This window comes from Gluconobacter sp. NFX36 (genome assembly GCF_049887835.1).
Classification (GTDB): domain Bacteria; phylum Pseudomonadota; class Alphaproteobacteria; order Acetobacterales; family Acetobacteraceae; genus Gluconobacter; species Gluconobacter japonicus_A.
In genome coordinates, this window is record NZ_JAGEKJ010000003.1 from 38209 (window position 1) to 60528 (window position 22320).

Annotated in this window: 17 protein-coding genes; 11 read left to right on the top strand and 6 right to left on the bottom strand. The window is 56.5% G+C overall.

Going from position 1 to position 22320, the window contains the following annotated elements:
• The first annotated feature begins 39 nt into the window (after positions 1–39).
• Positions 40–2706, top strand: a complete 2667-nt coding sequence (locus J4P41_RS03720) for a valine--tRNA ligase (RefSeq protein ID WP_426066158.1) — start codon at positions 40–42, stop codon at positions 2704–2706.
• Positions 2669–3580, top strand: coding sequence for a hypothetical protein (locus tag J4P41_RS03725; protein ID WP_426066159.1), 912 nt, complete (start codon positions 2669–2671; stop codon positions 3578–3580). The genes J4P41_RS03720 and J4P41_RS03725 overlap by 38 nt, the downstream gene beginning before the upstream one ends.
• Here the strand turns inward: J4P41_RS03725 and ilvD are convergent.
• Positions 3558–5414: a dihydroxy-acid dehydratase gene (gene ilvD / locus J4P41_RS03730; RefSeq protein WP_426066160.1), complete on the bottom strand. Its 1857-nt coding sequence runs from the start codon at positions 5412–5414 to the stop codon at positions 3558–3560. The genes J4P41_RS03725 and ilvD overlap by 23 nt on opposite strands.
• Positions 5415–5567: 153 nt before the next feature.
• Between ilvD and J4P41_RS03735 the strand changes: the two genes are divergently transcribed.
• Together J4P41_RS03735 and msrA are read left to right on the top strand one after the other, a co-directional pair.
• On the top strand, positions 5568–7499 hold the full coding sequence (locus tag J4P41_RS03735; RefSeq protein ID WP_426066161.1) for a CocE/NonD family hydrolase: 1932 nt from the start codon (positions 5568–5570) through the stop codon (positions 7497–7499).
• A 52-nt stretch (positions 7500–7551) separates the two neighbouring features.
• Positions 7552–8094 (top strand): peptide-methionine (S)-S-oxide reductase MsrA, encoded by a 543-nt coding sequence (msrA, locus tag J4P41_RS03740; protein ID WP_426066162.1) that lies wholly within the window; start codon positions 7552–7554, stop codon positions 8092–8094.
• A 4-nt stretch (positions 8095–8098) separates the two neighbouring features.
• On the opposite strand, the gene J4P41_RS03745 is transcribed toward msrA, so the two are convergent.
• The 5 genes from J4P41_RS03745 to J4P41_RS03765 all read right to left on the bottom strand — a co-directional run bounded on the left by J4P41_RS03745 (position 8099) and on the right by J4P41_RS03765 (position 13607).
• Positions 8099–9412 carry an AAA-associated domain-containing protein gene (locus tag J4P41_RS03745; RefSeq protein ID WP_426066163.1) on the bottom strand — a complete coding sequence of 438 codons (1314 nt, stop codon included), beginning with the start codon at positions 9410–9412 and terminating at the stop codon, positions 8099–8101.
• Positions 9409–11055, bottom strand: a complete 1647-nt coding sequence (locus J4P41_RS03750; protein WP_426066164.1) for an ABC transporter permease subunit — start codon at positions 11053–11055, stop codon at positions 9409–9411. Before J4P41_RS03750 ends, J4P41_RS03745 begins: the two co-directional genes overlap by 4 nt.
• Positions 11056–11145: 90 nt before the next feature.
• Positions 11146–11601: a dUTP diphosphatase gene (gene dut, locus J4P41_RS03755; RefSeq protein WP_415574437.1), complete on the bottom strand. Its 456-nt coding sequence runs from the start codon at positions 11599–11601 to the stop codon at positions 11146–11148.
• A 23-nt stretch (positions 11602–11624) separates the two neighbouring features.
• On the bottom strand, positions 11625–12815 hold the full coding sequence (gene coaBC / locus J4P41_RS03760; RefSeq protein ID WP_426066165.1) for a bifunctional phosphopantothenoylcysteine decarboxylase/phosphopantothenate--cysteine ligase CoaBC: 1191 nt from the start codon (positions 12813–12815) through the stop codon (positions 11625–11627).
• A 3-nt stretch (positions 12816–12818) separates the two neighbouring features.
• A complete protein-coding gene (locus tag J4P41_RS03765) occupies positions 12819–13607 on the bottom strand; it encodes a class I SAM-dependent methyltransferase (protein WP_010501584.1) in 789 nt (262 codons plus the stop codon).
• A 30-nt stretch (positions 13608–13637) separates the two neighbouring features.
• Here J4P41_RS03765 and mutM point away from each other — a divergent pair, with 30 nt between their 5' ends.
• The 7 genes from mutM (at position 13638) to J4P41_RS03800 (ending at position 22276) form a co-directional block, all read left to right on the top strand.
• Positions 13638–14471 (top strand): bifunctional DNA-formamidopyrimidine glycosylase/DNA-(apurinic or apyrimidinic site) lyase, encoded by an 834-nt coding sequence (gene mutM / locus J4P41_RS03770; protein WP_426066166.1) that lies wholly within the window; start codon positions 13638–13640, stop codon positions 14469–14471.
• A 124-nt stretch (positions 14472–14595) separates the two neighbouring features.
• Positions 14596–14865 (top strand): 30S ribosomal protein S20, encoded by a 270-nt coding sequence (rpsT, locus tag J4P41_RS03775; protein ID WP_010501582.1) that lies wholly within the window; start codon positions 14596–14598, stop codon positions 14863–14865.
• Between the two features lie 318 nt (positions 14866–15183).
• Positions 15184–16599 carry a chromosomal replication initiator protein DnaA gene (gene dnaA, locus J4P41_RS03780; protein WP_426066167.1) on the top strand — a complete coding sequence of 472 codons (1416 nt, stop codon included), beginning with the start codon at positions 15184–15186 and terminating at the stop codon, positions 16597–16599.
• Between the two features lie 96 nt (positions 16600–16695).
• Positions 16696–17820, top strand: coding sequence for a DNA polymerase III subunit beta (gene dnaN / locus J4P41_RS03785; protein ID WP_010501579.1), 1125 nt, complete (start codon positions 16696–16698; stop codon positions 17818–17820).
• A 10-nt stretch (positions 17821–17830) separates the two neighbouring features.
• Entirely contained in the window at positions 17831–18934 is a 1104-nt protein-coding gene (gene recF, locus J4P41_RS03790; RefSeq protein WP_426066168.1) for a DNA replication/repair protein RecF, read from the top strand.
• 83 nt (positions 18935–19017) lie between these two features.
• Complete coding sequence (gene gyrB / locus J4P41_RS03795; RefSeq protein WP_426066169.1) at positions 19018–21462, top strand: DNA topoisomerase (ATP-hydrolyzing) subunit B; 2445 nt, start codon at positions 19018–19020, stop codon at positions 21460–21462.
• A complete protein-coding gene (locus tag J4P41_RS03800; protein ID WP_426066170.1) occupies positions 21452–22276 on the top strand; it encodes a DUF3108 domain-containing protein in 825 nt (274 codons plus the stop codon). The genes gyrB and J4P41_RS03800 overlap by 11 nt, the downstream gene beginning before the upstream one ends.
• Positions 22277–22320: the final 44 nt, after the last annotated feature.

A 22320-nucleotide genomic window follows, 5' to 3' on the forward strand; every position in this document is an offset into this window, starting at 1 on the left:
TTTCACTTTGACAGCCTTCGCTGACCTCTCTGGATTATCATGCTCGAAAAAAGTTTTGTTCCCGCCGAACACGAAACCTCCCTATACGAAAACTGGGAGAAAAGCGGGGCTTTCCGTGCCGACCCAAACGCATCTGGCACACCTTTTTCGATCATGTTCCCCCCCCCGAATGTCACGGGAACTCTTCATCTCGGTCATGCCCTGACCTTCACCCTTCAGGACATCCTGATCCGCTGGAAGCGACAGGAAGGGTTTAATGTCCTCTGGCAGCCAGGAACTGACCATGCGGGCATCGCCACCCAGATGGTTGTCGAGCGCGCTTTGGATAAGGAAGGCGTCAGCCGAACAGCCTTGGGACGTGAAGGCTTTCTGGAGCGTGTCTGGGACTGGAAGCAGCAGTCCGGCGGTGAAATCGTTCAGCAGCTTCGGAAGCTCGGCGCTTCTGCCGACTGGGAGCGCGAGCGCTTCACAATGGATGAAGGGCTATCGAAGGCAGTTCGCAAGGTCTTTGTGCAGCTTCATCAGGAAGGCATCATCTACCGTGATCGCCGCCTGGTAAACTGGGACCCCAACTTCCGTTCAGCAATTTCGGATCTGGAAGTTGAAAACCGCGAGACCAACGGGTCGATGTGGTACATTCGCTATCCGCTTGAGGATGGTCGCGCCATTACTGTGGCGACCACGCGCCCAGAAACGATGCTGGCAGACGTCGCTGTTGCCGTTCATCCCGAGGATGAGCGTTATGCAGATATGGTCGGGAGATTTGTCACGCTCCCCTTAACAGGCCGCCGCATTCCTGTCGTTGCGGACCTGTATTCCGATCCTGAAAAAGGGACAGGCGCGGTCAAAATCACGCCAGCCCATGATTTCAATGACTTCGAAGTCGGGAAGCGCCATGATCTGCCCGCACCGACCATGCTCGATGAAACTGCCTGCATCTGGCTTGAAGAAATACACAATGAATTGCAGGACATTGACGGTCTCGCATCCGTAGAATTTGTAAATTCTCTGGCTGGATTAAGCCGGGAAGAGGGACGCAAGCGCATCGTCTCGGAACTTGAGCGCCTGGAATGGCTTGAAAAAATCGAGCCTCATAAGCTTCAGGTCCCATATGCCGAGCGCGGTGGCGCTATCGTCGAGCCGCGCCTTACACTCCAGTGGTACTGCGATGCCCAGAAGCTGTCTGGTCCGGCCGTAGACGCTGTCGAAAGTGGTAAAATCATTTTTGAGCCCCGTCAGTGGCAGAATACGTTCTTCGCCTGGATGCGGGATCTTCAGCCATGGTGCATCAGTCGCCAGCTTTGGTGGGGCCATCGCATTCCGGCCTGGTACGCACCAGATGGCAGTGTTTTCGTTGCAGAAAACGAGGCTGAAGCACAGGCACAAGCAGGCACTGGTGTTATCCTGACACAGGACGAAGACGTTCTGGATACGTGGTTCAGTTCTGGTCTTTGGCCGTTCACGACCCTTGGCTGGCCCGATAAAACGCCGGAACTTGCCCGCTACTATCCGACAAGCGTCTTGGTGACAGGTTTTGATATCATTTTCTTCTGGGTTGCCAGAATGATGATGATGGGCCTGCATTTCATGGACGATGTGCCATTCCGCACGGTTCTGATTCATGGCCTCGTCCGGGACGAAAAAGGCCAGAAAATGTCCAAGTCCAAAGGCAATGGCCTTGATCCTCTGGACCTGATTTCTGAGTTTGGCGCTGATGCGACCCGTCTGGCAATCTGTGCAGGAACCGGTCCAGGTCGAGACATCAAGTTGGGCAGAAAACGCGTCGAAGAGCATCGCGCGTTTGTCACCAAACTCTGGAATGCAGCACGCTTCCTCGAGATGAACGGTGCCGCCCCTGTAGCAGACTTTGACCCCGCCAAGGTTCAAGGCAGCCTCGGTCGCTGGATTTTGACGGAAGCCAATGCAGCGATTGCCGAAGCAAAGCAGGCTTTGTCAGCCTATCGCTTCGATGAATATGCAAACTGCTGTTATCGCTTCGTCTGGAGTTGCTTCTGTGACTGGTTCGTTGAGTTCTCAAAACCGATTTTTGCCGCCGAAAACGAAGAAACAGCAGAGTTACGAGCCGTCAGCGCCCATGTTCTGGGCCTGATTCTGCGCCTGATGCAGCCCGTGATACCATTTGTCACGGCAACGCTCTGGGAGCAGCTCGGCTATATTGGTGACTTCACGGCTATCCGTTGGCCGGAGGCTATGGTCGTTCAGGAAGCAGGTCAGGCGCAGGCGGAGCTCAATTGGGTGGTCCGCCTCATCGGTGAAATTCGGACCGTTCGTTCGGAAATGAATATTCCGCCGTCCCAGAAGGCTCCTTTGATTTTCCGTGATGTCTCACCGGAGAATCTGGCCCGCGCCAAAACCTGGGAAGAGGCTATTGGCCGCATGGCACGTGTTTCAGAAGTTGACGTTCTGACGGGTGACATTCCTCGCAATGCAGCCCAGATCGTTCTGGACGAAGCAACAATTTTTATTCCACTGGAAGGCCTTATTGATCTCGATGCAGAGCGTGCACGTCTTGCAAAAGAGATCAGCAAGAACGAAGGTGAAATTGTTAAGGTCCGCCGCAAACTGGACAACGCCGATTTTGTTGCACGTGCCAAGCCTGAAGTGGTTGACGAAAACCGTCAGCGCCTCGAAACTTTCGAGCACGATCTTGAACGCCTCAAAGCCGCTCTGGCACGGCTTGGCTAAAACCTGGCACCTCGCTGCATACCTTGCTCTGACGTTAGGTATGGCTCAGGTGCCTTCTGCCAGAGCAGCGGAACTGCCGGTTGGACCCAGCCTCCAGAAAGCTGTTCTGTTTGGTCAAAGCGTGAGTATGGTGGCCTTCCGGCCGCCATACTGTCAGTTGCGCGCCATCCTGCTTGTCATGGCTGCGAAAGATCGTGACAGCTGGGCTTACCGGAATGATAGCATTCCTCTTTCCCGCGCAGTCTGCGGGATTATTTTTTCTCCGAATCTCCCTGAAAAAGAATTTCCGACCTGGCAATACCAGCGTGGCGGGTTTCCGATCCGCAACAACGAGCTACCTGCTGCGTCTCTGATTAAGCCGATGGAGCAATGGGCGTGGCAGGAGACCGGCCTTCCTCAGCTTCCCATCATTCTGATCGGTCACTCTGCAGGTGCCCAGTTTCTGGACCGTGTCGCAGCTTATGCTCCTGCTGATGAGGCAGAAGTCATCATCATGAACCCCGCCACCTACGTCGAGCCTGAAACGGACAGCCCCGTGCCCTATGGCTTTAATGGCTGGCCTGAGACTATTCAGCAGACCTCTCTTAAACATTACCTGTCTGAGCACCTGACCATTCTTCTGGGGTCAGATGATGTGGAAACCACTCTCGGGGCAGGACGCATCGCGCAGGCCATGGGGCAGGGCCGCAATCGTCTGGAGCGGGGGCAATGGGCTTTTGCACAGGCCCGGGAACAGGCTTACCGACTAAACGTTCCCTTCAACTGGAATATCGATATTGTTCCCAATACGGGTCATGACGGACAGAAAATGCTGGCCTCTCCCGAATTGAGAGAGGCCGTTGAACGGGCGATCAGCCGCGTGTCTTCACAATGATCTGGGACAGATCACGAACAGCGCCATTGGCCGCACTGGTCGTCATGGCTGCATACGCTTGCAAAGCACGGGAGACGTAGCGCGTCCGGTTCGGCTTCCAGGCCAGTTCACCGCGGTTGTGCATGGCTTCACGACGGCTGGAAAGCTCTGCATCCGAAACATCCAGATGCATACCCCGGTTCGGGATATCGATCACGATACGATCGCCATCTTCCACCAATCCAATCAAGCCGCCTTCCGCAGCTTCTGGAGAAACATGCCCGATGGACAGCCCAGAGCTGCCACCGGAAAAGCGACCATCCGTGATGAGGGCACAAACTTCGGCCAGGCCTTTGGATTTCAGATAGCTGGTCGGATACAGCATCTCCTGCATCCCCGGGCCACCGCGCGGACCTTCATAACGAATGACCACAACATCTCCGGCGACGATTTTGTTACCCAGAATAGCGGCAACAGCATCATCCTGACTTTCAAAAACACGGGCAACACCCGTAAACGTTAGAATATCCTTTGCGACGCTGGCCGTCTTCACAATGGCACCATCCTCGGCAAGGTTTCCGTACAGAACAGCCAGTCCACCATCCTGTGAAAAGGCATTTGGCCTGTTGCGCAGAACACCCGCATCTCGGTCCAGATCCAGCTCGTGATAGCGGCTCGCCTGCGAGAAGGCATGAACAGTACGCACACCGCCCGGAGCGGCGCTGAACATGTGACGGGCTTCTTCATCCCCGTTTACGATGTCCCATTTCTGCAGGGCATCGGCCATGGTGGGCGCATGAACAGTCGGAACTGATGTTTTAATCAGTCCAGCTCGATCCAGTTCACCCAAAATTGCCGGGATACCGCCAGCGCGATGCACATCTTCCATGTGCACGTCAGCCTTAGCTGGTGCCACCTTGCACAGATGCGGAACCTTGCGGGACAGACGGTCGATATCCGCCATATGGAAATCGACTTCGCCTTCACGCGCTGCGGCCAACAGGTGTAGAACAGTGTTCGTGGAGCCGCCCATGGCAATATCAAGCGTCATGGCATTTTCAAACGCACTTCGCGTCGCGATGCTGCGCGGCAGAACGGAAGCATCGTCCTGCTCATACCAGCGACGTGCCAATTCCACAGAAAGACGGCCAGCGCGCAGGAACAGATCACGACGATCCGCATGCGTGGCCAGCAGGGAACCATTACCAGGCAAAGCAAGACCCAGAGCTTCCACGAGGCAGTTCATGGAATTGGCCGTAAACATGCCGGAGCATGATCCACAAGTTGGGCAGGCAGAGCGCTCGATCTGTTCGGATTCACTATCCGACACATTCGGGTTGGCAGCTGCAACCATGGAATCCACGAGATCAAGCTTGCGCTCGATGCCCGGACCGTTGAGCTTTCCGGCTTCCATCGGACCGCCAGAAACAAACACGACAGGAATGTTCAGGCGCAGAGAGGCCATCAACATACCTGGCGTGATCTTATCGCAGTTGCTGATGCAGACGATGGCATCGGCGCAGTGCGCGTTGACCATATACTCGACGGAGTCAGCAATCAGCTCACGCGAGGGCAGGGAATAGAGCATGCCGCCATGGCCCATCGCGATGCCGTCATCAACGGCGATCGTATTGAATTCCTTGGCGACGCCCCCAGCTTCTTCAATAGCGGACGCCACAAGAGACCCCATGTCTTTCAGATGGACATGGCCCGGCACGAACTGGGTAAAGGAGTTCGCAATCGCGATAATAGGCTTTCCGAAATCCCCATCTGTCATTCCCGTTGCACGCCAGAGGGCACGCGCGCCAGCCATGTTGCGGCCATGGGTTGTGGTACGGGAACGATAGGCAGGCATCAGAATAGAACTTTCATATCAGAAGGAGCCATGCTCCATAGCGAATCAAACAAAAGAAGACCAGCGTAGGAAAGATATGAAAAGCATTCTTTCCCGCTCTTGCTAGATGGGAACACACGAGGCCAAAATCCATTCAAAGATCAGGAGCCTTTTGTGAAACGTTATCTTCTCAGCCTTGGAACGGCTCTTTCCCTTGTCTGTAGTCCCGTCGCACTGGCGGCTCCAGCATCTGCTGGACCGGCCGTGACGCCAGATATGATCCAGACCGGAAATGACATTCCAGCTCATGCCGCCCTGCCAACTGATCAGCAGGATTACATCAAGCGTGACGTCATGATTCCCATGCGGGATGGCGTGAAGCTCCATACCGTGATTGTCATCCCCAAGGGAGCAAAAAACGCACCGATCCTGCTCACGCGGACACCGTATCATGCCAGTGAACGCCTGAACCGCATTTCCAACGCGTCAACCATGCGTGAGATCTGCCCTCAGGGCGATGGTGTTTTTGTTGAGGAAGGCTATATCCGCGTCTTTCAGGATATCCGTGGAAAATACGGGTCTGAAGGCGACTACATCATGACGCGCCCCCCGATGGGCCCGCTTAACCCGACCAAGACAGACGACACCACCGATGCGTGGGACACGATCGACTGGCTCGTGAAAAATCTTCACGAAAGCAACGGCCGCGTTGGCATGACCGGCTCTTCTTATGAAGGCTGGACCGTCGTGATGGCACTCTTGGACCCGCATCCAGCCCTTAAAGTTGCTGCTCCGGAAAGCCCGATGGTGGATGGCTGGATGGGTGACGACTGGTTCCACTATGGTGCCTTCCGCCAGCCAGGTCTCGACTACTTTACCGAGCAGATGAGCGCAACCGGTGGAGGACGCTCCATTCCCCGGCAGGATGCTGACGATTACACCAACTTCCTGCGTGCCGGCTCAACTGGAGCCTTCGCAACCAAAGCGGGTCTTGATCAATATCCCTGGTGGAATCGCCTGAAAGCGCACCCGGCCTATGATGCGTTCTGGCAAGAGCAGGCTCTGGATCAGATTATCGTCCGCAAGCCTCTGAAAGTCCCGACAATCTGGGAGCAGGGACTGTGGGATCAGGAAGACATGTGGGGCGCGATCCATTCCTGGATGGCCCTCAAAGCTCATCACACACAAGTCCCCAACGTTCTCGTAATGGGGCCATGGCGGCATAGTGGCGTCAACTATGATGGTTCTACGCTTGGCCCGCTACACTTCAACGGTGACACCGCACTGTGGTATCGCTCCAATGTCATGCGCCCGTTCTTTGATCACTATCTGAAAGATGCCGCTGATCCGCATCTTGATGAAGCGATCATTTACAATACAGGCGAGAATCAATGGGATCATTTCCGCAACTGGCTCGGGGAGTGTGACACGACCTGCCTGCTGCGAGGCGAGCGCTTGTACCTTCAGCCCGATCATGGTCTGTCTTTCAAACGGACGCTTCCAGGAACGGATGCTTATATCTCCGACCCGTCTCATCCAGTTCCGTTCATGCCGCGACCTTACACTGCCGGCGATCCGCGCTGGAAACCCTGGCTTGTCACGGATCAACGTTTTGCAGAAAGCCGTCCCGATGTTCTGACGTACGAGACACCCGTTCTTGATGCGCCTGTACGCGTCTCCGGCGTCCCAACCGCAGACATCTTTGCATCCACAACAGGCACAGATGCAGACTGGATCGTGAAGATCATCGACGTTCAGCCCGGCGTTACACCGGACCGGCCAGAGATGGGCGGATACGAACTCCCGATTTCCATGGATATCTTCCGCGGCCGTTACCGCAATGACTTCGCCCACCCATCTGCCATTCCGGCAGGGCAGGTTCAGGAATACAAATTCACGCTGCCCGCCGTGAACCACGTGTTCCAGAAGGGTCATCGCATCATGGTCCAGATCCAGTCGAGCTGGTTCCCGCTCTATGATCGAAACCCGCAGACCTATGTGCAGAATATCTTCGATGCCAAGCCATCGGATTACCACACCGCCACCCAGACCATTCACCGTGGTGGGAACACAGCCAGCGCCGTCTGGCTGCCTGTCGTGAAATAAGGAAAGCGCCTCCCTATATGGGGAGGCTCACCTCCCTCAGGAGATCCCGCTCATGAGTACACACTCTTCCATTCTTCTTGGCGCAGGCTGCTTCTGGTGCGTAGAAGCCGTTTTTACCGGTCTACGCGGCATCATCTCGGCTGATCCGGGATACGCAGGTGGCCATGTGGACAATCCGTCCTATGAAGCCGTCTGCACAGGGAATACCGGTCATGCGGAAGTCGTGAAGGTCGTTTTCGACCCTCAGGAAATTTCCCTGCACGATATTCTGCGCATCTTTTTCACGACCCATGACCCGACGCAGCTTAACCGTCAGGGTAATGACATCGGCACACAGTACAGGTCTGTTATTTTCGGAGACGCAGAGCAGCAACGTGTTGCCCAAGCCGTAAAAGATGAAATTACGGCAGAACAGATCTGGCCCGCACCGATTGTCACAACCATCGAAGGTCCCGCCCATTTCTGGCGCGCAGAGGAAAAGCACCTCGATTATTTTGCTCGCAACCCGGAAACCGCTTACTGCGCAGCGGTTGTCGCTCCCAAGGTCGCAAAGGCCCGCAAACTATACCGGGATCGACTGAAAAACCCAGCCTGAGACCTTACTCTTCGGTTTCCAAATGAAAGCGGTCTGACTCTTCATCGTAATCGAAGAGTTCCGCATACCGTGCCCAGCCGATCGCTGTTGTCAGCGTCTGTTGGGCATAGTCGGGAGACATGCTTTCTTCCAGCGCCTTTCGAAAACGATTGGCATCCACGACATGGTTGGACCGCTCATCGAGCGTACTGCGGATGGCGCGAAGAAGTGGCAGATAATGCAACAAGGCGGTGCGCATTATGTCACGTCGCGCATCAGCGTCCCCTTCGACAAACAGGCGTCCTTCATCCGTCAGAAGAATATCGCCATCCTCAAGCTCCGCCAGTTCCAGAAGCTGTAGCGACTCACCGAGCGAAAGCAGATCATCAAGCGTCATCTGAAGACGCTGCGCCAGTTCGGGAAGATCCGCACGGCCGGAGAGAGGCGCGCCATTCAGCACCTCCATCAGCCCGACAAGAACCTCTACAGGAAGATCAGGCAACACAATGGAGAGTGGTGGCAAAGCCGCAGGGGACAGACCGACTGTTGTCTCGGCTTCAGAAACGATCGGGGCCCGGCGTGTCATCAACGTATAGATCTGGTCCACAAACCGGCGAAAATCAGCATCCTCACGGTTTCTGGGGTGCGGGAAGGGAACATTGATTTCGTGGGTCACGCGCCCGGGACTGGAAGAAAAAATCAGAATCCGGTCACACATCAGCACCGCTTCTTCAATGCCATGTGTCGCCAGCAACATGGCATGAAGGGAATAGAGTCTCTTTTCTGCCCAGAGTTCAATCAGATCCGTGCGAAGGTTTTCAGCACTCAGAACATCCAAAGCAGAGAAAGGCTCATCAAGCAAAAGCAGAGACGGCTGTAATGCGAGCGCTCGTGCAAGGGACGCACGCTGACTCAACGCCTCCGACAATTCCTTGGGATAAGCGTTTTCGTATCCCTCCAGCCCCATGACCGCAATCGCGGCACTGGCCTGACTCTCACGATCCGCCCGCGACAGACGACGCGCCTCAAGCCCGAGAAGAACATTCTGCCGCAGGGTCAGCCAGGGAAAGAGCGCTCCGGACTGAAAAACCGTAGCAACACCATCGAGCGGCCCGTTAACTGGCTTTCCCTGCCAGAAAACCTTTCCTTCCACAGGCGGCATCAATCCGGACATCACACGCAGAAGAGATGATTTGCCTGAACCGGAACGCCCAAGGAGACCAAGAATTTCTCCGGCACGGACATCAAAGCTCACCTGATCGAAAACAACGAGATCAGCATTGCTGTCTTTCAGATAGGTCTGACGACAATTCTGGAGACTGAGCAGGGTTCGGGTCATTGGATCGCGTATTTCTGAGCGGCGTGAACCGCAAGGGGCTGAAGAACAAGACGGTCCAGCAACATGGACAAAAGCGTGAGAAGCATGAGGACAATAATCTGAGCCGCAATCTGCCCCTGAAGCATATCAGCCAGCAGCGTTGCCCCCAGACCAGTGTCTGACGGCACAAATGCCTCCGCAATCATGACGGCATCCCAGATGGGGACGGCCGCCAGCAGAAGTCCGCCACACAGGTCAGGGGCCACGGCGGGAAGGATAAGCCGCTTCCAGAGCAGAACACCTTTGAGGCGCAGACCTCGCGCCACCTGACGGAAAGGTCCCGGAATAGCCTGCATGGCATCCAGAACCGTCCCACCCGTCAACCAGTGCGCGCCCACGAACAGCAGGACTGCTGCGGGGATGATCTCGAGCTTACGAAAAAGAGGATACAGCAGAACAGCCGGGAACAGTGCACCCGCAAGTACAAACAGTCTTGCAAATCGGAAGACGCGCTCGCTTGCATCAAAAAAGAACAGGGCCAGGGGCAGCCAGAGCAACCCGCACAGCACCAGTGCGCCACAGACATGCGAAAGCGTAAGAAGACTCTCGAGCAGATCATAGGGCAGGCGGTCTTTCAGGTGACTTTTCGCGATTGCCAGCCCCAGAAGGACTAGGGACGCCAAAGGCACAAGCCAGTCCGGCACAGGCACAGAGACGGAGGACAGCGCAGGCGCATGCCGGCGCACTCGACCCACACGCCAGTTTCCAATCCCTCCAATCAGCCTGTGCAGCCCGACACTGCACCCATTCAGGGTCGCAGACTCACGCCAGAACTGAAGAACCCAGGATCTTCCACGATTTTTCTGGGGTTGCGGACCATCCAGCCTGTAGCGCTGTGCCCACCCCATCATCGGCCGCGTCAAGCACTGATCGACGATCAGGATGAGCAGAACAGCCAGACTTCCGGCCGCCAGAAACCAGGAAGCGTGATGCGTTTCGAGGCCAATCAGAGCCTGCGCTCCCAAACCACCGACATCATGACGCATCAGGAGCGTCGCAAGGCCTTCCACACACAAGAGGCGGAACCATAAGCCCGGCATGGCCTGAGACGCACGGAACGTTACAAGAGGAATGGCAACCGGCATCTGCAAACGCCAGAAATGCTGCCATCCCGTCATGTGAAGACCTGTTGCAACTTCGTTCAGTTCGGGCGGAAGCGTTTCTTCAGCATCCAGAATAGCAGTCAGAACACGCCAGATCATGTTGAAAGCCGCCACACTCACGATGACGGCGACAGGGGGCAGGGCCAGCGCCAGAAGCCCCACCAGCCCCAGTCCGGGAATGGATCGCGCCACGGACAGCGCAGGCACCAGCAATCGACGAAAGCGGGGAAACTGGCGGGACAAACCGGCCAGAGCCAGAGAGACGGCAACGACCGTGACCAGCGCCAGAAACGCATGCAAAAGCGTGAATAAAAACTCTTGCCAGACTGAAACCGCGGGCCTCTCTGGCAAGAGTACAGAAGCAGGCACCCAAGCCGCCTTCTTCACAAGAAAAAGGCACAGGGCCGCCCCGGCAAACAGGATCGAAAGTTCAATACCGCTCATGCGCTGTCGCCAGCGATGCATGACACGGATGGGCATGGCCATAGGGCTGCCCGTCATGATGACTGTTGTCCTCCCGGTTTCAGAGGAACCGAGAGTAAGGAAGGTTCTTCTGGTGGCTCAAGTGTTTTCTGCATGTCCCGGAACGTCTCAGTGGCCAGTGCTACCAAAACCACCTGCACCACGTTCCGTTTCATCCAGAGACGAAACTTCCTGCCACCGTAATCTGGACACAGGAGCCAGCACCCCCTGAGCAATCCGTGTGCCACGTTCGATCGTGAAAGGTTCCGTGCCGGCATTCATGACAATGATGCCAATCTCGCCACGGTAGTCTTCATCGATCGTCCCAGGAGAATTCGGCAGCGTAATGCCATGCTTCAGAGCCAGACCAGATCGCGGGCGTATCTGAAGCTCATAAGCAGAGGGCAGGGCGATGCACAGACCAGTCGGGACAAGCGCACGACCGCCTGGTTCAATCGTCACCGGGGCCGAAATAGCCGCAACAAAGTCGAAGCCAGCGGCTCCTGAGGTTGCATAGGATGGAAGAGAAAGCCCTTCCGCATGAGGGAGGCGGGTAATGCGGACATCAATCAGATCGGTCGTCATGACGCTTCTCTTATCCCGGATTTTCAGGCGGTTGAAGACCTGAAGGTTTCAGCGATCCGTTCCGCCAATTTCCCGGCGACGGCTGACTTGTCCATCTCCGGCCATGTTTCCACACCATTGACATCAATCAGGCTGACAAGATTCCTGTCTGCGCCGAAAACCCCACGACGAACATCATTGGCCACCAACCAGTCACAGTCCTTACGCTGACGCTTGGCGAGCGCATTTTCCAGAACGTCATCTGTTTCCGCCGCAAAGCCGACAACCAGCTTGGGGCGTCTAACATGATGACACAGCGTGGCCAGAATATCCGGGTTCTCGACAAGAGTGAGGATTGGCGGGCTATCGCCCGTCTTCTTGATCTTGCTTCCAGACGGAACGCTGGCGCGCCAGTCACTGACTGCAGCAGTACACACGGCGATATCTGCGGGAAGCGCGGCCTCACAAGCCGTCAGCATTTCCTCTGCAGTCTGGACCTTTACGCAGCTTACGCCGTCAGGAGCAGGAAGAGAGACAGGTCCGCTGACAAGCGTGACCCGCGCCCCACGGGCCGCAAGGGCTTCTGCAATGGCGTAACCCTGCTTGCCGGACGAATAATTGGAAATAAAACGGACTGGATCGAGAGGCTCGACAGTTGGCCCAGCCGTCACAAGAGCATGGTGCCCGGCCAAAGACTGGTCTGGCGTGAGGGCAGCCACAATCGCGTCCCGCATCACATCAGGCTGGCTCAGGCGCCCCGGCCCAAACTCGCCACAGGCCATACTACCCTCATCCGGCCCAACCACCTGCACGCCACGCTGCCGAAGAAGTGTGAGGTTAGCCTGCGTTGCCGGATGCTCCCACATGCGCACATTCATCGCAGGAGCAAGCAGGATGGGGGTCGTCGTCGCCAGAAGCAGCGTCGTTGCCAGATCATCTGCAAGACCGTGCGCCATGCGGGCCATGAGATTGGCCGTAGCCGGACAGACCACGACGAGATCCGCGCTTCTCGCAAGCGCAATATGGCCGATTTCGCTTTCCTGCGTGGGGGCAAAAAGCGCGTCATGCACGCGCTCCCCAGACAGGGCCTCCAGACTGAGAGGTGTAATGAACGCCTTGGCCGCGTCTGTCATGACCGGGGTGACGGCAATGTCCTCAGCTTTCAGAAGGCGCACGAGTTCGAGCGCCCGATAAGCTGCAATGCCGCCACCAACAATCAGCAGAACACGACGCATGAATTACAGACGCCAGCCGGAATGAATGGCCGCGATTCCACCAGAGAGATTGCGATACTGCACGCGCTCCAGACCAGCATCACGCATCATCTGAGCAAGCGTCTCCTGATCCGGGAACATGCGGATGCTTTCCGCAAGATACTGATAACTGTCCGCATCCTTGGCGATCAGTTGCCCCATCTTCGGCAGAACCTTGAAAGACCACGTATCATAAACAGGTGACAGCGCAGCAATTTCAACGCGGGAAAACTCAAGACAGAAGAAACGCCCGCCCGGCTTCAGCACACGACGCGCTTCTCGCAGGACAGCGTCCTTGTCCGTGCAATTGCGCAAACCAAAAGCAATGGTCACACGATCAACAGAGCAGTCAGGCAGAGGAATCGCTTCCGCATCTACAACGCAGACTTCGATCTGGCCAATCAGCCCCGCCTTGATGGCGCGGTCGCGGCCGACGGACAGCATGGCGGAGTTAATGTCTGACAGGATGGCCGGACCACCACCGGAGCGCAGCCAGCCAAACGTGATGTCACCCGTTCCACCCGCCAGATCCAGCAGCTTCATGTTCGGGCGCGCACCAAGCATTCCCACAAAAATCCGCTTCCAGACGCGATGGATACCCAGCGACATGACATCGTTCATGATGTCATATTTGCCAGCGACGCTCTCAAACACCTCCCTGACCATGGTCTTCTTCTGGTTCCGCGGGACATTGCGGTAACCAAAATCCGTGGTGTCTCCGGTCTGCTCGGAAGACGGGAAGGGCGGGACGTTATGTTCAGCGCTATCGGTCATGGGGCAATCGATATATCTTTGTGTCCAGTCATGCCAGAGCTTCCAGAAGTCGAAACCGTTATGCGTGGGTTCCGCACCGCCTTCGAAGGGCAGCGGATCCGTCACGTTACCGTCAACCGCCCTGACCTCAGATGGCCATTTCCCTTGGATCTCCGGGAAAGGCTGGAAGGACAGGACGTGCTATCCTTTCATCGCCGCGCAAAGTATATTCTCATGCGCGTCGGGAGTGGCACGAGCATGATGCTGCATCTCGGAATGTCCGGCCGATTGCTCCTCGGCCAATCCGGCATGAACACGACTCCGTCCAAACATGAGCATCTGGTTCTGGAAACGGAGAACGGCGCCCGTGCGGGCCTCGTGGATCCGCGGCGATTTGGGATGGTGGATCTTGTTGCAACGGATCAGGAAAACGCGCACCGCCTTCTAAGCGGTCTCGGCATTGAGCCGCTCTCGGAAAGCATGACAGGCCCGTATCTGCACAACCTTATGCAGGGCAAGCGCACTCCGATCAAAACGGCTCTCCTTGATCAGCGGCTGATCGTAGGTCTCGGCAATATCTATGTTTGCGAAGCGCTGTTCCGCAGCCACATCCACCCCACCCGCATGGCCATGTCTCTTAGTAAAAGGGAAGCGAATAGCCTCTCCGCTTCCATACAAGCCATTCTGACAGAGGCCATTGCGTCTGGAGGGTCGTCTTTAAGAGACTATGTTCAGGCCGATGGCACAAAGGGCGGCTTTCAGGACCTGCACCTTGTTTACGGACGGGAAGGAGAGGCATGCTTAAAGTGCGGGACAGGTTATCCTGTTTCACGCATCACACAGGCAGGTAGATCCACATTCTACTGCGCAAACTGCCAGAAATAAGGAAGACACTGCGCAGACGCCCCGTGTGTATAAAATGTGCAAAACGCTTGACGTCCCCGTTCATGACGGGTAGAGGGCGCCAATCATTTTCCGCGACAAGACCGCTAACTGAACCGAAAGATCCATGGCAAATACAGCTTCTGCCCGTAAGCGCATCCGTCAGAACGAACGCCGCCGCGAGCGCAACGTGGCCCGCGTGTCCCGTATGCGTACCTTCATCAAGAAGGTCGAACAGGCTATCCAGTCTGGCGACAAGACGGCTGCTGCCGAAGCATACAAGGTTGCACAGCCTGAAATGCAGCGCGCTGCCGGCAAGGGCGTCGTCGCAAAGAACACGATCAGCCGCAAGCTGTCCCGTCTGTCTGCCCGCATCAAGGCTCTGGCAACCGCCTGAGCCCCTTTGCAGGGTATGAACTGAAGAACGCGCTCCCCCCTCCGGGAGCGCGTTCTTTTTTGACCATACTGCAACACCTCGCCTCGGCACCTCTGAACCTTTCGTGTTCCAGCTTGCTTCGGTTTGGGCAGAAGCCTATCCTGCCAGATCAAGCTCAGTGCCAGAGGCTCTGTTTTCTCCGGTAAGCGTTCGCTTTATTTGAAGCGCCACCCAATCCTGTGTGGACGTTCTCCGTTGGAAGCATATCCACCCTGCGTGCAGGGAACCATGACAGACGCCCCATCGTATCTGGGGCAGAAATGAAAGGGGGTATCATAGGTGGAAAACGCTCAGTATCTGGACGCCAGCGCCTCCGCCCCCGGCTCGGCGGATCTTCTGGAAGCTTCCTGGCACAAAGTTCGTGAAAAGCTGAAGGGCGAAGTCGGCGAAGTCGAATATCGCACATGGCTGCGCCAGATCGTTCTGGGGCCAATCGAAGACGGCGAACTTATCCTGTACCTACCGACCCGTTTCCTTCGGGACTGGGTTCGCAGCCAGTACGAAGAGCGCCTTCAAACGCTTTGGCGCACCGAGCGTGCGGATGTGCAGGGTATTGAACTCCAGGTCAAACGTGGCCTGCCCGAAGTTCCCCCGTCCGCCGATATCGCAAGCGACAGCGCAATCGAAGAAGTCACAGCTCAGGTCGCGGTCAGTCACGAAGTTCGCAGCGATCTTGCCGTCCCCCTGGATCCAAGGTTTTCCTTCGACAGCTTCGTCGTGGGCAAGCCGAACGAATTTGCCTATGCCTGCGCCCGCCGTGTGGCTGAAAAGCCATCCAGCCCCGGCTTCAACCCACTCTTCTTGTATGGTGGCGTAGGACTGGGCAAAACACATCTTATGCATGCTATCGGCTCGGAACTGACGAAGACAGGCAACGTCTCAGTTGCCTATATGTCAGCCGAGAAGTTCATGTATCGCTTCATCGCAGCCATTCGCTCCCAGTCCACCATGGAATTCAAGGAGCAACTGCGCTCCGTTGACGTTCTGATGATCGACGATCTTCAGTTCCTGATCGGCAAGGACAACACGCAGGAAGAATTCTTCCATACGTTCAACGCTCTCGTTGATGCCGGACGTCAGATCATCGTTAGCGCGGACAAGAGCCCATCTGATCTGTCGGGTCTTGAAGATCGCCTGAGAACACGCCTTGGCTGCGGCATGGTTGCGGACATTCACGCCACAACCTTTGAACTCCGCATCTCCATTCTGGAAGCGAAGGCCAAGGCGTCTGGCACGCATGTTCCATCCAAGGTGCTGGAATATCTGGCTCACAAGATCACGACAAACGTGCGTGAGCTTGAGGGTGCCCTGAATCGCCTGATCGCCCACGCCGATCTGGTTGGTCGGCCAGTTACACTCGATACGACGCAGGATGTCCTGAAGGACATGCTCAAGGCTCATGACCGTCGCGTGACGATCGAGGAAATTCAGCGCAAGGTTGCGGAACACTGGAATATCCGCCTGACGGACATGTCTTCTGCACGCCGTGCCCGGGCTGTGGCCCGTCCGCGCCAGGTCGCCATGTTCCTTGCCAAGCAGCTGACCAGCCGATCCCTTCCGGAAATCGGGCGCAAATTCGGTAACCGTGATCACACGACCGTTATGCACGCCGTAAACCGCGTTGCAGAACTGATGGAGCAGGATACGTCTTTCGCAGAAGACGTCGAGCTGATGCGCCGGATGCTTGAAGGCTGAGCAAGGACGACAACCCGCTATCGGTGCCTTTCGCCGGAAGCGGGTGTCTGCTAAGAAACGGCAAAACTCAAAGATTGCCGACCAGGGAAAAAAACAATGAAATTCAAGGTTGACCGCACCCTGCTGCAACGGGCCCTGGCGCATATTCATGGCGTTGCAGAAAAGCGGAACACCATTCCCATCCTTGCGAACGTCCTGCTGTCCTATGAAGGGGATATTCTTCGCCTGACGGCCACGGATATGGAAATTGCCGTCGTCGAAGACGTCGTAGCCACAGGTGAGCGCCTCGGCTCTACTACCGTGCCTGCTGCTGTGCTGTTCGAGATCGTTCGCAAGCTGCCAGATGGCGTGGAAATCGAATTTGACCACCCGGAAAGCGACGCACCGCTTGCCCTGCGCGCCGGCCGCTACGCCACCAGCCTGAACGTCCTGCCGGTTGATGATTTCCCAGCCATGGTGGCAGGAGATCTTCCGCACCGTTTCCGCATTCCAGCGGCGACACTCCGTGGGCTGATCGACCGTACCAAATTTGCGATTTCCAATGAGGAAACACGCTACTACCTGAACGGTATCTATCTGCATGTCGCAGAAGGCGGGACGTTCCCGATGCTCCGCGCTGTCGCTACAGACGGTCATCGTCTGGCTCGCGTCGAAACAGAGTTACCTGAAGGTGCACGCGGTATGCCGGGCGTCATCATTCCGCGCAAGACAGTCGCCGAACTTCGCAAGCTGCTGGATGAAGGTGCTGCGGACATTGAAGTGTCCCTGTCCGACACCCGCATCCAGTTTCAGGCTGGCCCCGTCCTTCTGACGTCCAAACTTATCGACGGCACATTCCCTGAATACGAGCGCGTTATTCCCAAGGGCAATGATCGCATTCTTCGCACGACGAAGAAAGATTTCGCGGCGGCCGTCGGTCGTGTGGCAGCCATCAGTCAGGAGCGCTCGCGCCCCGTCAAACTGTCCGTCACGCACAATATGCTGACGCTTTCCGCCATCAGCCCAGACCAGGGCGTGGCACACGAGGAACTGGACGACAGCACAGTCACCTATGATGCGCCACCGATCGAAATCGGCTTCCAGGCCCGTTATCTGACGGACATCACAGACCAGATTGACGTTGAAGTCGAGTTTGCTTTTGCAGACAGTTCCGCCCCCACACTGGTGCGCGATACGGCGTCTCCGTCTGCCCTGTATGTTCTGATGCCGATGCGGGTCTGATCGGCCCGCATTGAGACTGACACGCCTGGCCCTGACGGATTTCCGGAACTACCGGCATTCTGTCTGGAAGCCTGAGACAAACATTTCAGTCCTGACCGGTGAAAACGGGTCAGGGAAAACCAACCTGCTGGAAGCTGTGTCGCTTCTGGCACCAGGGCGCGGCCTTCGAAATGCGCCCCTTCAATCCCTGTGCCGAACAGATGCCTCTCAGTGGGGCGTAGCAGCCACGTTGAGCCATGGCCTTGACCAGACCCTGCTTGGGACGGGGGCCGATCTTTCCGAAAACAGCAGACGCTCTTTCAGGCTGGATGGTGCAAACGTCCGATCTCAGGCAGAGATCGCGCAAGTATTTTCATGTGTCTGGCTGACACCACAAATGGATCGCCTTTTCCTGGAAGGTGCCAGCGGCAGAAGACGCTTTCTGGATCGTCTGGTTATGGCCCTGACCCCGGACCATGCACGCCAGATGGCAGCCCATGAACGCTCGGTTTCAAGCCGAAACCGCCTTCTGTCGGATCGCCCCAACGAAACCCTTTGGCTGGCGTCTATTGAAGACTCCATCGCCCGACATGCTGTGGCCGCCTGCGCTGCCCGACTTTCCCTCGTAGAAAGCATGAACGCCCACCCTTTTACCGGTGGCGACTTCCCCCAGAGCATGCTCAGCCTGAATTGCGACATTACCCGGAAACTCATGAGCGCTTCCGCACTACAGGTGGAAGACTGGCTAAGGGCAAAACTGCGCGACAGTCGGACCGAAGATCGCACGCGCGGCAGTACGTCCGTTGGCGCCCACAAAGCAGATTTTCTTCTCTCTGACGCAAAAACCGGCCGCTCAGCTGAACTTTCAAGCAGCGGTCAGCAAAAAGCCATGCTGATTGGTGTTGTCCTGAGTCATGCTGCGCTAATCGAGCAGAGCAGGGGGGATGCGCCTGTCATCCTTCTGGATGAACCGCTCCTTCATCTGGACGAACCCCGGAGAGATGCTCTTCTTGTCAGCCTGCTAAATCTCAATACGCCAGTCCTATTAACCGGGACAGATGCCGAACCCTTTTCGGCTCTCACCGGAAAAGCCGGATTTTTCAATGTTCAGGATGGGCATATCCAACCTGCATAGCGTGCGTGCTCTGGCCTCACAGGCTTCGACGCGCTATAATTAAGACAATAATTTTTCAGAGTTCCACGGAGACCGCCTCGCGCATGTCAGAGACCCAGAACCAGCCGGAGATTCCAGGCGCAGACGGTGAAGATTACGGCGCCTCCTCTATCTCGGTACTGAAGGGACTGGACGCTGTCCGTAAACGCCCTGGCATGTATATCGGTGACACGGATGACGGTTCCGGCCTTCATCACATGGTGTTCGAAATCATCGATAACGCCGTTGACGAAGCCCAGGCCGGTCACGCTACCCGCTGTATCCTGACATTGAACGGAGATGGATCCGTCTCCGTTCGCGATGATGGTCGTGGTATCCCGACGGACATGCACCCTGAAGAAGGGATCAGCGCAGCCGAAGTCGTGCTGACCAAACTTCACGCAGGCGGCAAGTTCAACCAGAACTCCTACAAAGTTTCCGGCGGTCTGCACGGTGTTGGCGCGGCTGTCGTGAATGCCTTGTCAGAATGGATGGAAGTTCGGATCTGGCGTAACGGGCTCGAGCACAAGATCCGCTTTCAGCATGGTGAGCGTGACGAAGCCCTAAGCGTTGTCGGCCCATCTGACGAACCCCGCGGAACACTCGTCACATTCAAGCCGAGCAAGCAGACCTTTACCAAGGTGGAATTTGAGTTCTCCATTCTGGAACGTCGCGTCCGCGAACTGGCCTTCCTGAACTCCGGAATGGAAATCATTCTTCGCGATGAGCGCCATGCCGAAAGCAAGGAAGTCCGCTTTTTCTATGAAGGCGGCCTGAGCGCATTCGCCGAGTGGCTTGATTCCTCCAAGACCTCGATCGTCACACCGCCGATCACGGGTGAGATCGACCATGTCGAAAGTGGCATTCGCGTCGAGTTCGCTCTGACGTGGAACGACAGCTACCACGAGACAATGCTGTGCTTTACGAACAACATCCCCCAACGGGATGGTGGCACACATCTGGCAGGCTTTCGTCAGGCCCTGACGCGCGTGGTCGGCAAATACGCTGAGAGCGTTGCCAAGCGTGAATCAGGCTCCCTGACGGGCGAAGACATGCGTGAAGGCATGACGGCAGTTCTTTCCGTCAAGGTGCCGGATCCCAAGTTCTCGTCCCAGACCAAAGACAAGCTGGTTTCCTCTGAAGTTCAGCCGGTTGTGCATGCAACAGCGGCGGATGCGATTTCCCACTGGTTTGAAACGCATCCCAAGGAAGCCAAGGCAATCGTCGCCAAAATCATCGATGCAGCCAGCGCCCGTGAGGCTGCACGCCGTGCTCGTGAGTTGACGCGCCGCAAGGGTGTGCTGGACGTCTCCTCGCTGCCGGGAAAACTGGCAGATTGCCAGGAACGCGATGCCTCCAAGGCCGAAATCTTCATCGTTGAGGGTGACTCCGCAGGTGGTACGGCAAAGCAGGGACGTGATCGCCGCTTCCAGGCGATCCTGCCTCTGCGCGGTAAAATCCTGAACGTCGAACGTGCACGCTTCGATCGTATGCTGGGCTCGGCCGAAATTGGCACACTCATTACGGCGTTAGGCACCGGTATCGGACGTGGCGAAGTGGATCAGGGCGGTTTCTCAGCCGAAAAGCTGCGCTACCACAAGATCGTCATCATGACTGACGCTGACGTGGACGGCTCCCACATCCGTACGCTGCTGCTGACGTTCTTCTTCCGCCAGATGCCTGAACTGATCGAACAGGGTTATCTCTATATCGCTCAGCCACCGCTCTATCGCGCAAAGCGTGGTCAGGAAGAGCGTTACCTGAAGGATGATGCCGCTCTTGAGCAGTATCTTCTGGATAAAGCGCTGGCAAATGCCTCCCTGCGCTTTGGAGACAATCTGGAACTGACAGGCGATGCCCTTCAGGAGGAAGTTCGCTTCCTCATCGCAGCAGCCCAGAACCTGAAAAATATTGCCACCAAGATCCCGGTCTGGGTACTCGAACAGGCCGCGATCGCACGCGTTCTGGAACTTGACCCGACCACAATTGGCGATCGCATCCCCGACTTCCAGCGCCGCCTTGACGAGGCATCCGCTGAGAACGAGCGTGGCTGGAAAGTCTCCCTTTCCAGCACCGGGATTGAGTGTGCGCGTTCGGTTCGTGGCGTCAGCGAAATCTATCGCCTTGAGCAGAGCGTTCTCAAATCCGCAGAAGCCCGCTGGCTGGCTTCTGAAGGAGAACGACTGGCACGAGATTTCGCCACTCCGGCCATCCTGCGGCTCGATCAGAACGAGCAGAAGCTGTTTGGTCCGTCCAATGTCATGGACCGAATTTTCGCACAGGGCCGCCGCGGCCTGACGATTAACCGCTTCAAAGGCCTGGGTGAGATGAACGATGAGCAGCTCTGGCACACAACGCTCGACCCATCGACCCGAACCCTGCTTCAGGTGAAGATTGGTGACGTCGAAGAGGCGGGGCAGGTGTTCTCGACCCTGATGGGAGACGTGGTGGAGCCGCGCCGTGACTTCATCGTCGGAAACGCCCTGAAAGTGGCCAATCTTGACGTTTAAGACACTCCGAGCGCTGGCTAGAGCAGGCTTCCTGCTTCTGGCTGGCGTTTCCACTGCTCATGCGGCAGCCGGTCAGGTCAACACGTCTTACGCGGTCTATCTGCGCGGACTGCATGTGCTTGATACAGATGTGTCCTATCAGATCGAGCACTGGGGCTACGGCGGAACCACACATATCAGACCAGCCGGTATGATCAGCTGGTTCGTCAAGATGGATATCCGCTCTCGCGTAGAAGGCGATTTCATCGAAGGCGGCAACGTCAAACCCATTCGGTATGATAGCGGGGGCATGTCGCGCGGGCAGCATCGTCGGGTTTTGCTCACCTATAACGGCAACACCCCACATGTTGATATTCTGGAACCCGTTGAAACAGACCGGGACCCCATACCAGACAGCGACTTGCCTCATACGATTGATACACTGAGTGGCATGGCGCGCCTGCTGGAGACGTTGACGCAGACCGGACATTGTGACGGTTCTGCCGTCATTTTTGACGGGTTACGTCTGACAAAAATGACGGTTCACGGTCCGACACAGGCGGACATCCCCAAAACACATAAACAGGCTTATGCTGGAGATCCGTCGCTCCGCTGTGATTTTATTGGTCAGCAGGTCGCAGGGTTTATCAAAGACTCTCCAAATCGGGCGAAACTGGCCACCCCTCAGCCTGGAGCTGCCTGGTTCAGGAATGTTGAAGGTATCGGGCTAGTCCCCGTCCGGATCGAATTCAATCATCCAAAGCTGGGACATGTTACTGTTGTTATGCAGAACCCGCTTCCACCTTCAAAATCAGCCGCAACCATTTCGCAATAAACGGCAATCCGAAGTGATGGTGTATCGCTCAACCATCGTTTGAC

What these genes read in the sequence shown, in the direction of transcription:
- coaBC (WP_426066165.1), bottom strand. Translation starts at nt 12,815, where the DNA reads ATGCGTCGTGTTCTGCTGATTGTTGGTGGCGGCATTGCAGCTTATCGG.
- dnaN (WP_010501579.1), top strand. Translation starts at nt 16,696, where the DNA reads ATGAAATTCAAGGTTGACCGCACCCTGCTGCAACGGGCCCTGGCGCAT.
- ilvD (WP_426066160.1), bottom strand. Translation starts at nt 5,414, where the DNA reads ATGCCTGCCTATCGTTCCCGTACCACAACCCATGGCCGCAACATGGCT.
- mutM (WP_426066166.1), top strand. Translation starts at nt 13,638, where the DNA reads ATGCCAGAGCTTCCAGAAGTCGAAACCGTTATGCGTGGGTTCCGCACC.
- J4P41_RS03745 (WP_426066163.1), bottom strand. Translation starts at nt 9,412, where the DNA reads ATGACCCGAACCCTGCTCAGTCTCCAGAATTGTCGTCAGACCTATCTG.
- J4P41_RS03750 (WP_426066164.1), bottom strand. Translation starts at nt 11,055, where the DNA reads ATGACGGGCAGCCCTATGGCCATGCCCATCCGTGTCATGCATCGCTGG.
- J4P41_RS03765 (WP_010501584.1), bottom strand. Translation starts at nt 13,607, where the DNA reads ATGACCGATAGCGCTGAACATAACGTCCCGCCCTTCCCGTCTTCCGAG.
- J4P41_RS03720 (WP_426066158.1), top strand. Translation starts at nt 40, where the DNA reads ATGCTCGAAAAAAGTTTTGTTCCCGCCGAACACGAAACCTCCCTATAC.
- msrA (WP_426066162.1), top strand. Translation starts at nt 7,552, where the DNA reads ATGAGTACACACTCTTCCATTCTTCTTGGCGCAGGCTGCTTCTGGTGC.
- gyrB (WP_426066169.1), top strand. Translation starts at nt 19,018, where the DNA reads ATGTCAGAGACCCAGAACCAGCCGGAGATTCCAGGCGCAGACGGTGAA.
- dut (WP_415574437.1), bottom strand. Translation starts at nt 11,601, where the DNA reads ATGACGACCGATCTGATTGATGTCCGCATTACCCGCCTCCCTCATGCG.
- rpsT (WP_010501582.1), top strand. Translation starts at nt 14,596, where the DNA reads ATGGCAAATACAGCTTCTGCCCGTAAGCGCATCCGTCAGAACGAACGC.